11 protein-coding genes are annotated in these 13,866 nt (G+C 41.3%); 9 read left to right on the top strand and 2 right to left on the bottom strand.

Features of this window, described 5'->3' with window-relative positions; translation table 11 throughout:
• Window positions 1-36: 36 nt before the first annotated feature.
• The 9 genes from DYE66_RS09605 (at window position 37) to DYE66_RS09565 (ending at window position 12,491) form a co-directional block, all read left to right on the top strand.
• The gene (locus DYE66_RS09605; RefSeq protein WP_115325151.1) at window positions 37-558 is read left to right on the top strand and encodes a DUF3801 domain-containing protein; all 522 of its coding nucleotides are present in this window, start codon (window positions 37-39) and stop codon (window positions 556-558) included.
• On the top strand, window positions 559-2,508 hold the full coding sequence (locus tag DYE66_RS09600; protein WP_115325150.1) for a VirD4-like conjugal transfer protein, CD1115 family: 1,950 nt from the start codon (window positions 559-561) through the stop codon (window positions 2,506-2,508). It begins immediately after the preceding gene.
• A gap of 28 nt (window positions 2,509-2,536) precedes the next feature.
• Window positions 2,537-2,743 (top strand): hypothetical protein, encoded by a 207-nt coding sequence (locus DYE66_RS09595; RefSeq protein ID WP_019786334.1) that lies wholly within the window; start codon window positions 2,537-2,539, stop codon window positions 2,741-2,743.
• Between the two features lie 12 nt (window positions 2,744-2,755).
• Window positions 2,756-7,204 (top strand): PBECR4 domain-containing protein, encoded by a 4,449-nt coding sequence (locus DYE66_RS09590; RefSeq protein WP_115325149.1) that lies wholly within the window; start codon window positions 2,756-2,758, stop codon window positions 7,202-7,204.
• Between the two features lie 69 nt (window positions 7,205-7,273).
• Window positions 7,274-7,570, top strand: a complete 297-nt coding sequence (locus DYE66_RS09585; protein ID WP_115325148.1) for a hypothetical protein — start codon at window positions 7,274-7,276, stop codon at window positions 7,568-7,570.
• Window positions 7,571-7,910: 340 nt separating this feature from the next.
• Complete coding sequence (locus tag DYE66_RS09580) at window positions 7,911-8,270, top strand: plasmid mobilization protein (RefSeq protein ID WP_115325147.1); 360 nt, start codon at window positions 7,911-7,913, stop codon at window positions 8,268-8,270.
• Window positions 8,257-9,894, top strand: a complete 1,638-nt coding sequence (locus DYE66_RS09575; RefSeq protein WP_115325146.1) for a helical hairpin domain-containing protein — start codon at window positions 8,257-8,259, stop codon at window positions 9,892-9,894. The genes DYE66_RS09580 and DYE66_RS09575 overlap by 14 nt, the downstream gene beginning before the upstream one ends.
• Window positions 9,895-10,076: 182 nt before the next feature.
• Window positions 10,077-11,432 (top strand): ISLre2 family transposase, encoded by a 1,356-nt coding sequence (locus DYE66_RS09570; RefSeq protein WP_115325145.1) that lies wholly within the window; start codon window positions 10,077-10,079, stop codon window positions 11,430-11,432.
• Between the two features lie 510 nt (window positions 11,433-11,942).
• Window positions 11,943-12,491, top strand: a complete 549-nt coding sequence (locus tag DYE66_RS09565) for a tRNA (cytidine(34)-2'-O)-methyltransferase (protein ID WP_002996741.1) — start codon at window positions 11,943-11,945, stop codon at window positions 12,489-12,491.
• A 198-nt stretch (window positions 12,492-12,689) separates the two neighbouring features.
• On the opposite strand, the gene DYE66_RS09560 is transcribed toward DYE66_RS09565, so the two are convergent.
• Window positions 12,690-13,223: a hypothetical protein gene (locus DYE66_RS09560; RefSeq protein ID WP_002996850.1), complete on the bottom strand. Its 534-nt coding sequence runs from the start codon at window positions 13,221-13,223 to the stop codon at window positions 12,690-12,692.
• Window positions 13,224-13,386: 163 nt separating this feature from the next.
• Window positions 13,387-13,596, bottom strand: a complete 210-nt coding sequence (locus DYE66_RS09555; protein WP_002997299.1) for a helix-turn-helix transcriptional regulator — start codon at window positions 13,594-13,596, stop codon at window positions 13,387-13,389.
• Window positions 13,597-13,866 lie beyond the last annotated feature (270 nt).

Genomic DNA, 13,866 nt, shown 5'->3' with positions numbered 1-13,866 from the left:
TAGGCCCTTTTTATTTTTGTATGAGGAGGTTTTTCAATGGACCAAAAAGAAATAACGAACCGATTTACTCAGGTCAGCCTACGAACAGGAGAGGAACTCTTTAAAATGATGGCCTACTTGGCTCAAGGAACAGCAGAATGGGTCAAGGCCAAACGAGAAAAGCGGTTATCAACTGGTGAAAAGGATGTCCATACCTTTATGGAACACGCTAAGGGAAATAAGGCTTATCTACAGTTTGCCCAAAGTGAACTTAACCTGACCAAACTGAAAAATGAATTGAAAAAGTATCATATCAATTTTGCCTTTGAAGAATTGGAAGATGGCAAGGTCAATGTCTGGTTTAAAGCCAGGGACCAAAAGGTCCTAGAGGCAGCTTGTGAAAAGGTCAAAAATACTATTTTGAAAGACCCTAAGAAGGTTTTGGATAAAGTGGCCAAGAAAGAGACGGATAAGCCTCTTAAAGAACAAATCAAAGAGGCTAAGGATACTGTTAAAAACATGATGTCTAAAGGGGCCAAGAAGCCTAAACTGGACAAGATGAAAGGAAAGGGGAAATAGATGCTTAGACAACGTCGGAAATTTTGGCCCTATGTTATTGTCGGTCTGGTCTTTGCTTACCTCTGCCACCGATTGGTAGCTGAATTTCGGGCTGCTCCCAAACCAAGGGGAGTGATAGACCCCTTTGCTCAACTTCCTTACGCCTTAGACCATTTTCTGAAACGACCTTATTTCTTATGGGACACTTCCGAGTTTGCCCTGGGGGCAGCTGCCATTGGTTTTATTCTAGCCATGGTGCTCTACCTCCGCTTTACGCCAGGTGGAACCTATCGGCGTGGAGAAGAAAGCGGGTCAGCTCGCTATGCTACAAAAAAGGAAATGAAATCCTTCGAGGATAAAGACCCGCAAAACAATATCATCTTTACCAAGAAGGCTCAGATGGGGTTGTTTAATAGCCGTTTGCCTTATGATAAACAATTAAATAAAAATGTTTTAGTTGATGGATTACCTGGTGACGGGAAAACCTATAACTATGTCAAGCCTAATATTATGCAGATGAACGCTTCTTATGTTGTCACAGACCCCAAAGGCCTTTTAGTTCATGAAGTCGGGAAAATGCTGGAGGATAATGGCTATAAAATTAAGGTCTTTGACCTAGTTAATATGACCAACTCCAATACCTTCAACCCCTTTAACTACATGAAATCAGAGCTGGATATTGACCGCCTAACAGAGGCGATTGTAGAAGGAACGAAGAAGTCCAATAATCAAGGGGAAGACTTCTGGATTCAAGCTAATTTGCTTTTAACAAGGTCTTTGATTGGCTACCTTTACTTTGATAGTCAGGAGAGAGGCTATACGCCTAATCTATCCCAAGTCGCCCAACTGCTGCGGATTGTTCAAAGGGAAAATCCAGACATTCCCAGTCCCTTAGAGGTTTTGTTTAAAAAGCTGGAAAAACGGATCGGTGATAACTATGCTTGCCGTCAATGGGATTTGTTTAATAGTAACTTTAGTGGGGAAACCAGAACCAGTGTCACTGCGGTTATGAGTGCCCAATATTCTGTCTTTGACCATGAGGCCGTAACCGATTTAATTTCTAGTGACTCTATGGAGATGGAGACTTGGAACACGCAAAAGACAGCCGTCTTTATTGCAATTCCTGAAACCAACAAGTCCTTTAACTTCTTGGCTTCTATACTCTTCGCCTTTATGTTTGAGGAGTTGACTCATGGGGCGGATGCTATTATCCAAGGTCAGCGAAAAGACGAAGGCCTAACCATTGATGACCTTCTCCACGTGCGGGTCATCATTGATGAGTTTGCGAATATCGGGGCTATCCCTAACTTTACTGAGGTTCAGGCCTCTGTGCGTAGTCGGGAAATTTCCATTGAAATTATTATCCAGGCTATCAGCCAGTTGAAGAAAGTCTATCCAAAAGATTGGGAAACCATCTTTAATAACTGTGCTTCCATTCTTTTCCTTGGTACTAATGACAAGGAAACCATGAATTACTTTTCTATGCGGGCTGGTCAACAGACCATTATGCAGGCGAATTATTCGGAAAGCCGTGGCCGTAACCGTTCAGGTTCGACCTCTTACCAAGCTAAGCAGCGGCCACTATTGACTCCAGACGAGGTAGCTCGGATTGGGGTTGATGAAGCCCTGCTCTTTATCTCTAAGCAAAATGTCTTTAGAGATAAAAAGGCAAGTGTCAAGGACCATAGGATGGCTAAATATTTGTCCAGTGGCTTTGGGGATGCTAATTGGTATACCTATTACCGAGATATGAAGAATCAGGATATCGCAGAATTTACGCAAAATACTGATCAGTCCCGAGTGCTTGAACGAGGGGGAGGCTATCATCAGTTTGCGGCCTCTACGCCAACCATTGATGATGAAGTGGCCAGCCAGAATTCTGAAATGAGCACAGAAGGGCCATCTCAGAACGCCCAAGCTGAACAATCCCCACAGGATTTAGTGGCCAGTTGGGAAGAAGAAGCAGGATAGGATAATATTTGAAGGATAGGAAAAAAACATGGCAAAGAAACTACAAAAAAAGGGCCATCGGTGCCCTGTATCACTCTACTTAGACCCAGAGGATTTAAAAAATTTTGATAACGTCGCTAGAGCGGTTGGAGATACAAGAGCAGCACTCTTTAGAAAAGTGGTTAAGGCCTTTTTAGCCAATCGATCAGAATTTTTAGAGAAATTCCCTGAGTTGGCAGAGGAGGAAAAAGATTAGGAGGTTAGTTTTATGGCAGAAGCAACGCAAGAAAGAAAAGCATTATTGGCCAACCAGTTTCAAGAACGATTGAAACAATATACTAGTATGGATATTGTGGCCGTGGCTCAAGGACTCGGCTTGGATCTCCAACAAAAGGGCAATTATTATGTTTGGAAAGAACATGACAGCTTTCAAATCAACCCGAGAATGAATCGGTTTATGTGGTGGTCTCGGGATACAGGGGGGAACACGATTAACCTAGTTCAAATAATCCGTAAGGAACAAACGGGAGAGGAGATCTCTTTTAAACAGGCCACGGATTATTTGCGGACAGGAAATTTTAATACCATAGAGGTTCAGCCCCTTCCAAAGGCTGAGCCTTTTTCTTATTATTTGGCCAAAGCTGAAAGTCAGGATTTATCTAGGACCAGAGCCTACCTCAAAAATAAGCGAGGCCTCTCAGATGAAACCATTGATTTCTTTATTCAATCAGGCAACCTGGCTCAGGCTAACTTTATTAACTACCAGGCAGATAACCTATCAGAGCCTGTCATTGTCTTTAAAGCTAAAGCCCTCGATGGCAAATTGGTTGGGGCTAGTCTCCAAGGCATCGAGAATCATCCTGATATACACGAGAGAGGGCACCTCAAGCAAATCATGAAACGCTCTGACGGTTTATCAGGATTCTCTATTGACGTGGGCCAACCTAAACGCCTAGTCTTTGCAGAGGCCCCAATCGACCTGATGTCTTATTATGAGGTACATAAGGACGACCTACAAGATGTCCGCTTAGTGGCCATGGATGGCCTTAAAAAGGGGACCATCAGCCATTATACCCTAGACCTTCTGACAGATGGTAAGGCTAGTCACAGCCTCAATCGGTTACAGCTGCGGACCAATCTTGATGAGCTGGTCAATTTGACTACTACTTTTAAAGATGGTAAAAATGCCAATCTTATCACTCTGGCCGTAGATAATGATGAGGCTGGCCGTAAGTTTATTGATAAGCTAAAGGCTGATGGTATCCCAGTTGTTTCTGACCTTCCGCCTGTCAAGGAAGGCCAAGAAAAGATGGACTGGAATGACTTTCTCAAACAAGAAAAGTCTGAACCCTCTTTAGATAATAGCCGTTTAGCTCAAGCTAGGCGAAAGCTGGAACGCTTAGAAGGAGAGCAGTCCCAAGCCATCCAAAAGGTCTTTGACCATTACAAGCAGACCAGCGGCCAGCCCATGAATGACAAGCGAGGCGGTGATGCCTTCTTTAGGAAGGCTGATCGCTTAGATGGGCGAGTAGTGGCTAAAAACCAGGAAATCGAGCAACAGAGAGAAAGGGTGGAACGCCTAGAAGAACGGGCCCGCAATAAAGAGTTGGGGCTCAATCGACAGGGCACGGGTCTTGAAATGAGTGTCCGTAATATCCCTAGAATCAGAGAAGAAATTGAAAAATCCAAAAAAGGGGAGTCTGTTTATACCAAAGCCACCATTAAACGCTATGAGAAGGAGCTAGAGCGACTGGAAGCCATTGCTAGTAGAAATGACCAGGTAACACTTTCACCGACCGCTCAGGCTCTTGTAGAGGCTGGAGAGCTTAACCAGTGGCAGAAGCAGCCAACAACTTACTTTGTCAAAGGCCTAAGAAAGGTTGCCTTGGAAATGGATGAGTCAGGAAACCTGGTTCCATCCCAAAAGTACCGTCCAAAAACGGATAAGGAAAGAGAACGAGTTGAAGAGCTGCTGCAGCAGTTGAAGCTAGCAGAGAAAGGATTAGAAACTATGGCAGAGCCTTCAAAAGCCTTACAAGTACTTTTTGATTTTTCAGAAAACCCCACCTTAACTAATTACTATCATGAAGGTGACGTTATTCCTTATCAAGAGTTTACTCAGACATTACTGGCACAAAATGCTGCCCAAAGCCTAGCTGAGGGCTATGATAAAACATACTTTTACTTATTAGATGAAACTGGTGAGCGTTTAACAGATCAATTGCGTTATGATGTTGGATCAGAAAAGGAAGGACTAGTAAAAGGACTGTCTTTAGACCGTTTATTGCTAAAGGATTATCTTACATTGGCACAAATAACCGAAGAAAATCCAATTCTCTCTCAAGCCACCTCAGCTAATCCCTTTGAAGAACAGTTTAACCAAGAATTGGCAGAAAATGCTAGACCGCTATATGGAAATCCTGTCACTGGTGAGGTTCATGAAACAATCCAAGGTGCCCAAGAGGATATGGCCTTTTTGGATGTCAACGGTTACCCTCATGAGACAGAAAAAGAGGCTTTAGAAGCCCCTAGAGAAAAGATTAGTGAGGAGGAGATTGATTTGGTAAGAGACCAAAAAAAGACTCTTAACAAAAGCCAAGAGTCTAGCGATGCGGGCGAATTTCATCGCACTTCCGATTATTCAGAAGAACTCAGTTCTTCTAGGACAGCATCGCAGCCTGTTACGGATCCACCGCAACCTGATTTTCCTGCCATCGCTCAATTAAATTTTACCATTAAAAATGAGAACGTGCAAACGAGAAAACCAGGTTATAAAGGAATAGATGCAAAAGAGCTTCGTAGATTGAATAGATTTGCACCAACGTTACAAACAACGGCCCAATGGTACTTGAGAGAAATAGCTGATAGTAAGCTTTCGTATTTCATTTCGGATGAAAAAGGAAATAGTGAAGTTGTACAAATGGAATTTAGAAAAAATAACTTTGCACACTTAGCTGGTGTTTCTCCAGTTGATCGAAATATGACTGAAGCATTAGAAGATTTTGCTTACGGCAGAGGTGATTATGATGCTATTTTAATCTCAGAAGCTAGTAGAGATAAGATGAAAGTTTTGCCTATGTTGCCAGAGATAATTGAAACAGGTACTTTTGTTTTTAATGACCTATCTGATGTTGAAAAGCTACATAATATTGATATGTCTAAGGCAATAACACCAGAGGACAGCGATCTATTAGTTCTTTTTAGGAATACAGAGGATGCACTCATTCCAGCATCAGTGATGAGAATAAAAGGTCAATTAGGGGAAGAATTAGAACGATTAGATAAACAAACCGTCCTCGGTGTTTATCGTGAACGTAATGGCCAGCTAGAGCAGCTGGCTATCAATGATACTTACGTTAAGGATAATGGTAAGGAGATGATGACTATTTTGCAAGAAAATCAAGCCTTAGAACACCAAGCTCTGATTCAAGAAGAGATGAGGCGTGAAACAGACCGTCAAAGAGAGCTGCGGACTAGAGACTCTGATGGTGACGGTTTGACAGACGAAGAGGAGCTGGCACGGGGCACCAATCCTTATTCAGCGGACACAGATGGAGATGGTATCACAGACGGCCAAGAAGTGGCTCAGGGGACTGACCCTTTGGATGCTAATTCTAATGTCTATGCCGATGAAAAGAAACGTCAGGCAGGAGAAACTAAGCGAGATATGGCCATAACTGAGCTGATAAAAACGCATCAACTGGAAGAATTAAATCACAAATTGGATGATGTCCGTCAAGGCTATTTCGAGCCTGAAAACTTTAAAAACTATCTCAATGCTATGGAAAATCTTGACCATTATTCCGCTAGAAACCTTGAGTTAATTATGGCTCAATACCCACAAGCTACGAGATTAAAACCTTATCACGGCTGGAAAAAAATTGGTGGCCAAGTTCAAAAAGGAGAAAAGGCAATCTATATTACGGCCCCAAACGTGAAGAAACTTTTGGATAAAGACGGACAACCAAAATTGGATCCTAAGACAGGTGAAGTCATGACACGAACCTGGTTTAAGACAGAGAAATTATTTGATATTTCTCAAACCAAGGGGGCAGACCTTTCCCAAATTCCATCCAAACAATGGCAACCAAAAAATCGTGAAGATTATAATAATATCTACCGGATTTTGAAAGAAACCGCCCATGATAAGGGACTAAAAATTGATTGTAAAGACTTGGCCAACGGAAAGAAAAGTCAGTTGGATTTAGAGAAACAAACCATCTATTTCCAAAAGGGGCAATCAAAACCTAATGATGTTTTAGGTCAAATTGTTTATCAAATGGCCAAGTCTGATGTGGCCCGTTCAAACCAAAAGAAGGCCTTTGAAGGCGAGCATCCAAAATTTAATGCCAGTCTACAAGCGGAAGCTGTTGGCTATTTGGTCAGTCACAGATTGGGACTTAGTCAGGAAGAAAATTATCATTTTTCATCCTTGAAGGACTTGCAGCGTAATCCAGAAGGTTTGAAAAATTTTGAATTACAACTGGCGACTATTCAAAAGCAAGCCACAAAACTGATGGGCCAAATTGAAGAAAAATTAGGCAAATATCAAGTGAAAGATAAAAGTTTGTCAGAAGGTCAAACCTTAAAACCTAAGGATGTTTTTAGTCAATCATTGGCAGAAGCTAAGGCAGAAACGGCTGAAAAACTGGCGACTAAGTCGGATAAATCTGAGGACCTTAATGACTCAAAAAAAGAGGACAGAACCTTGAAGTGATGTCCCGCCAAGGTTCTCATTTATCAATGGGACGACTGTTACAACCAACAAGAGGAGGAGACTTTAACCATGGAAGTGACCGACAAGATGATGACAACTGAACAAGTTTTACAAGGTTACTTGTTTGATATGTCAGATTGGCTAGACAGAAAAAAGACAATTAACCAAGCCAACATTTTAAAAAATAAAGCAGGAATGACAGCCATGATTAAAGCAGATTATCAAGAGTTTCTTGCTACTGAGTTGGATGATTTGGCACAAGATTATCAAACAACTTTAGAAACTTTGAAGCAGATGAGTGAAGAAGAATTCACGACTTTGCGACAAGATATTTTAACTTGGGCACCCGCAAGAAATCTTTTGTAAGGGTGGCAATGATAAAAATTGATAGGGTGCATTTTGAAAAAGTGCACCCTCATTTTATGGGCAAAATTTTATTTTGCCCAGCGGTCACTTTGAAAAAGTGACCAGCCCCAGGTGACGATTGTCACCTGAAAAAACGTTGAGCAAGGCGAGACGAAAAAGGGGTTTGGGTTCTCCCAAAAACATAAAAAGAATGAGTTGATAGCGTTAGGGATTTTCCTAATGGTAGAGCTCATTTTCTTTTTATTTCGGCAAGTGGGTACCCACTTGCTATGCTTGCAAGAGAAAAGCCCCCCCTCCCTCAGAGGGGCTGCCTCCAGGATCAAGATGAAAGGTGAAACGGATGGAAGATAAAAAACGTAAACGGTACAAACAAATAAAATTACGGGTAACAGATGATGAAGAAGCTATTATTCGACGGAAAATTTCAGCGGCTAATCTTAAAACTTTTCAGTCGTTTGCTCTTAAAATGTTACTCAATGGTGAGGTGGTGACAGTCGACTATTCAGAACTGTTGGCCTTGCGAAAAGAGGTCAATGCTATTGGTCAAAACGTGAACCAGATTGCACGGTTTGCGAATACGCTTGGAGAATTGGACAAGGATTTATTGCTGGCTTTGCAGGAAGAAGTTAAGGCATTAAGTCAAGTGCTTTATCAAGAATTTGACGAAAGAAAGGTGGGAAAAGTTCATGGTCGTGACTAAGGTTTTACAAATTAAGACCAGTAAAAATTTAAAACGGGCGATTGCCTATATTACACAAGAGGCCAAAACATTAAAACAAGATGATGGCAAAAGTCAAGATGACTTTGCTTACTCATACGATTTGGTAGATGGTCATGTTTGTAAAAAGTTGGTCTCAGGTTATGACTTGACCAATGTATCAGACAATCAAACAACCTATGATGATTTTATCATCACGAAAAAAACCGTGGATGCACTTAGAGGAAATGATGATCTGTCCGATATACACAATGACAATCGGGTCATGGCTCATCATGTCATCCAGTCATTTGCACCTAGTGACAATTTAACACCTGAACAAGTGCATGAGATTGGCCGACAGACCGCCTTGGAATTGACTGGTGGTCATCATCAATTTGTCATTGCGACCCATATGGACAGGGGGCATTTGCACAACCATATTATTTTTAATACGACAGATACCGTTACGCTAAAAAAGTTTCGCTGGCAAAAGGGCACTAAGAAAAGTTTGGAAAAGATTTCTGACAAGTATGCAGCCTTGCAAGGGGCCAAAATCCTAGAACCTCATTTGAGAAATTCTTATACGCAGTATTCTGCCTGGCGACAAAAGAATAGTCTGCGAGTCGACTTAAAAGAGCGTTTGGATTTTTTATTGAAGTATTCCACGTCCCTGGAAGACTTGAGACAAAAAGCAAAAGACTTGAATGTGACTATGGATACTTCTGGAAAATATGTCACCTACAAATTATTAGACCGTGACCAAGAAAGAGCTATTCGTGACCGCACTTTATCAAAAAAAGGCAAGTATGGTTTAGAAAAAATGGCGGAACGCTTGGCCAAAAATCAAGTAGGTTTTCCGACAGATGAAATCGCTGCTCGCTTTAAAAACTTTCAAGATGAAAAGTCCCAGGACTTTGAAATGAAATTGGAGATTGAAAGCTGGCAGGTTAAATACATGACACCGCAATCCATCTATGTTGCTGTTGATTTTGGTATCGACCGCCAAGGAATCGTTTCAATACCATCTCGCATGTTGGACCAGGATGATAAGGGAAACTTCACCGCCTACCTAAAGAAAAATGACTTCTTTTATTTTTTGAATGAAGACCATTCTGAACAGAACCGTTTTATCAAAGGGAGTACCTTGATTAAACAACTTTCGGCCAAAAATGGGGAACTCATTTTGAGAAAAAACTCTCATATTTCTAAACTCAATCGCCTGGTCGATGAGCTGAACTTTTTATCCATTAACGGCGTAACCAACGCTAGTCAGTTTGAATTTTTACAAGACCGATTTGACCAGCAGTTAAAAGAAACGGATGCTGAACTGGCTAAATTGGACGAGCGAGTTCACCAGATCCAGGAATTACTTGGTGCCTTGGTTTCTTATCAAACTGAACCCGACCAGAGAGAAACGGCCAGGCAAATTTTGGATAGGGCCAAGGTCGATAAAACCTCTGATCCAGCTCTGCTAAAAAAAGAGATTGAAGAGGTCAGAATTGAGAGAAATACTCTCAAGGATCATCGGGATGGTATTGTCAAGGACTACATCATGTACCAGGAACTGAAGGCCGAACAAGATTTGGATAAGAAGTCATCCAAGAGCCAAAAACGAAACATGTAAATACAAATACATATTTCCTTAATGATTTTTTCAAAAACTTCTAGATTTCCAGCTCCCAAAAAAGGGAGCTGGTTTTTTCTTTTATTCCTCAAAGCATGTGTTAAGGAATTGTTTTCCTGCTGAAAAGATGATACAACGTCTATCAACTATAATGGGCGACATTATAGAAACAGGAGACAAGGATGGACACAGCAGTTATTGATGAACGAGAACTACTCAAGGAATTTCAGGAAGCTAATCAGAAACAATTTTTAAAATTTGTCAAAGATTATGATGACTTTATCGCTCCTAGTATGAGGGCTAAAAATTATACGCTCAAAAATCAATCTAGCCGAACGGTGACCTTTATCTTTGGTGAAATAGAGTTTAGCCGAAACCGTTGGTATAAGGGAGGTAAGTGTAGGATTCCAGTTGATGAGAAGTTGGGGTTAGAAAAGCACAGTCGATTTTCTAGGGAAATGGTCTATCAGCTGGCCCACTTAGCTACTTTTCTGCCCTATCGTAAGGTTGGGACGGTCTTAGAGTTAATCAATCAGACTATTGTGACCAAAGATAACGTCTTAAAGGCCGTTAAGAAGGGGAATCAGCTCCACCAAATGAAAGAAGATTATGACTATTTTCAGGATGAAGCTCCTCAAAAGATAGTGGCCGATAAGGTGTATCTGGAAGGAGATGGGGCTATGGTTAAAACAACTGACCATAGTCAAGAAAACTATAATACCGATTTGGCTCACTTTGTCATTCATACTGGCAGAAAACAGGTCGGCCCTAATCGTTATGAACTCCAAAACAAAAAGGAGTTTATCTCCTCCTCTCATTTCAAGGCTAGACAACAGACCTTGGACTATCTCTATCATCATTTTGAGTTTCCCAGTCAAACCATTTTGATCTGTAATTCAGACGGTGGCCACGGCTACAGTCAGGCTACCTTTAAAGAATTTGGTAAGGCCTTGGGTATTAAGCACGTGGAATATTTTTGGGATAGCTACCACCTCAATGAGAAAATCAAGCAATTTTTTCAGCCTTATCCTCCAGAGCTACTAGACTTGACTTTCAAGGGAATTAGAGAGCACAAGCGAGGTTATCTAATAACCGCCTTTGATACCTTAGAAAGCCTGGTTGAGGATGAGACTGAATTAGAGGCTGTCCTCAAATTTAGACGAAAATTGTTAGGTCGTTTTCCTCAAACTAAGCCAGCACACTTGAGAGGTCTATCTCATAAGGGCATTGGCGTTATGGAAACCCAGCATAAGAAGATTACCTACAGGATGAAAAAGAGGGGGATGTACTGGAGCCCTGCTGGTGCCGATACCATGAGCCAAATGATTATTGAGCGAGAGGAAGGTACCTTGCGAGAGCTCTTTATGGGAGAGTGGCTGGACCATTACCATAAAAAAGTGGCTATGACAGGAAGTGCCCAGAAATGGATCCAGATGAGAGGAGATAGGACAGACTGGATTAGGGGCAAACGTCCTGGCTCAGAGCAGGTCAAAAAACTAATTGGACTTCTTGCAAAAAAATCTCACAACTCCCATTAAGGCCTTTAAAATCAAGGAAATTCGCAAGAAAAATGTAAAAAACACTTGCGTTTTTTGTCGTGGTTTGCTATAATATAGACAATTAAGAAATCAAAAAAAGGTGCTAGTGCGACAACGCTAACACCACCGAGAAAAGCAAACGAGCCTTGCTTTCTCAGTCAATCCATTATATCAGGTAAAAAATGATAATGTCAAGACTGAGGACAAGAAAATTTGTTTTCGGTCTTTTTTGATAAAATTTTTCAAAAAAGTTAAATAGCACTGTTTCCGTTGATATTGTTGGATTTTATTCCCTTTCTCAAAAAGTAAGACACATACTTTTAGGCAAAATCGGTTGACTTCTTGCTTAAGAGTGCTATACTAATCATAAAGATTCGTTGATTTAAATCAAACCTGTTATGATTTAAGTTAATGAGCCACCACCAACCATGCTACTCGCTGAGCTCGACTCCGAGTAGTGTGGTTATTTTTTTGTAAAGGTTAGAATAAAATTTTGATAGGAGAGACGGTATGGTTGTCCAACCCTTTATTCAAGAAAACTATCATGAGACCCAAGGTCGTAACCATGTGGTTCTCTTTGAGCCCCAGATTCCAGCCAATACAGGTAATATTGCCAGAACCTGTGCGGCTACCAATAGTCCCTTACATATCATTCGGCCCATGGGCTTTCCTATTAACGACCGCAAGATGAAGCGGGCCGGTCTGGATTATTGGGATAAGCTGGATATTCGTTTTTATGACAGTCTCCTTGAATTTTTGGACAAATGCCAGGGGCAGGTCCATCTGGTGTCCAAGTTTGCGCAGAAAACCTACTCTGAGGTCAATTATGCAGACGACCAAGACCATTACTTCATCTTCGGGCGAGAAGACAAGGGGCTACCTGAGGATTTTATGAGGGAGCATGTGACCAAGGCCATTCGTATTCCTATGAATGACCAGCACGTCCGCAGCCTCAATCTCTCCAACACCGTCTGCATGATTGTCTATGAAGCCCTGCGCCAGCAAGACTTTGCCAACCTTGATTTAGTCCATACCTATGAGCATGATAAATTAAAGTAGTCTAGCGGAGACGGGCTCTCCACTCTCTTTCTCTGCCACAACAAATCTTAACCCCGTATTTCCTACCAGATAAACTAGGGAGAAGGATAAAAATCTCGAGCCAAATCGGTTCGAGATTTTTATCGTTTAATAAAGGAAAATTGCAGTAGTAGAATGCGCTTGAGGCTGGCTTTGGTAAAAAACTAGCCTTGAAAGTCCTTATACGAGTTTGCGAAGGATGGTGCGAATGATGAGGTAGCCATAAGCCAGAAAAATCAAAGACCATGTCAGGACTCTTTCAAAATTAAAGTGGAGGGGGATATAGAGATTGATAAGGAAGGTCAGCATTAGAATAAGTAATTCTAGGACAAAGATAAGCTTATAGCAGAGGGAGTTGATAAATTGATTGCGTTCATCAAAGGCATCTAAATATAATTTTTCAAATTGCTTTTGGCTAAGGGTACGGTAAATTACGATTAGGGCTCCCAGGATTAGGCCTGTACTTAGGCCATAACCAAAGTATTTATCTTGGGTCATTGAGGCGGAGGTCAAAGCAATAATACCCCCAATAGCTATTAGGCTAATGCTATAGATGAGTAGGTATGTCTTGTAAGATTTTTTGGACATTTTAGAATTTGGTTTTAGTAGATCTTTTAACATGATAATCTCCTTAATGGTATTAGTGGAATTTTTGATAGTAATGAGCGAGACGGCTGGAACCCCTTGAGAGATGTGCTCTGTAAATAATATCATAGCAGACCATTTCCACACCCAAGAGCAAGAGTTTAAGTCCCTTGTTATCGTCTGAAAACGATAGGGGTTCCAGAAGAAGGAGTGCGTAAGCGGCTTGTAGCGTCATATAATTGGTCAATGATTTTTGAATTCTTTTTGACTTGTAGCCTTATTGGCTAGTGATTTAAGTATCCTTTTCTTCCTCCTCATAGATAAAAATCTCTTCGATGCTCAGGTTAAAGAAACGAGCGATTTTAAAGGCCAATTCCAGCGAAGCTGTGTAGCGGCCTTTCTCCAAAGAGATGATGGTTTGGCGAGTAACCCCAAGGTGGCTCGCCAGTTCAGCTTGGCTCAGCTTCTGAGCCTTTCTTAGTTGTTGAATGTGATTCTTCATAACGATGTGTCTCCCAAATTACGTTAAGTTAACTTTACAAATTAAGTATAGTTTCCTTGACTTTATTTGTCAAGGGAATTTTACATTTTTTTGTAAATTCCGGATGAAGGAGAGATTTTAGAAGGTCACTGGTTTTTAATACTCAATAAAAATCAAAAATAGCCAAGGCAAGGAGCAAAGCTATCAGCCACTCTAGTGGCTTGATAGCTAACGGCAATCTCCACAGCGATTGCCTAGCTCCCTTACTAACCTCGCAAAATTGGTGAAATC

The organism is Streptococcus downei MFe28 (assembly GCF_900459175.1).
In the GTDB taxonomy this organism is placed as follows: domain Bacteria; phylum Bacillota; class Bacilli; order Lactobacillales; family Streptococcaceae; genus Streptococcus; species Streptococcus downei.
This window is presented reverse-complemented; position numbering and strand designations above follow the sequence as displayed.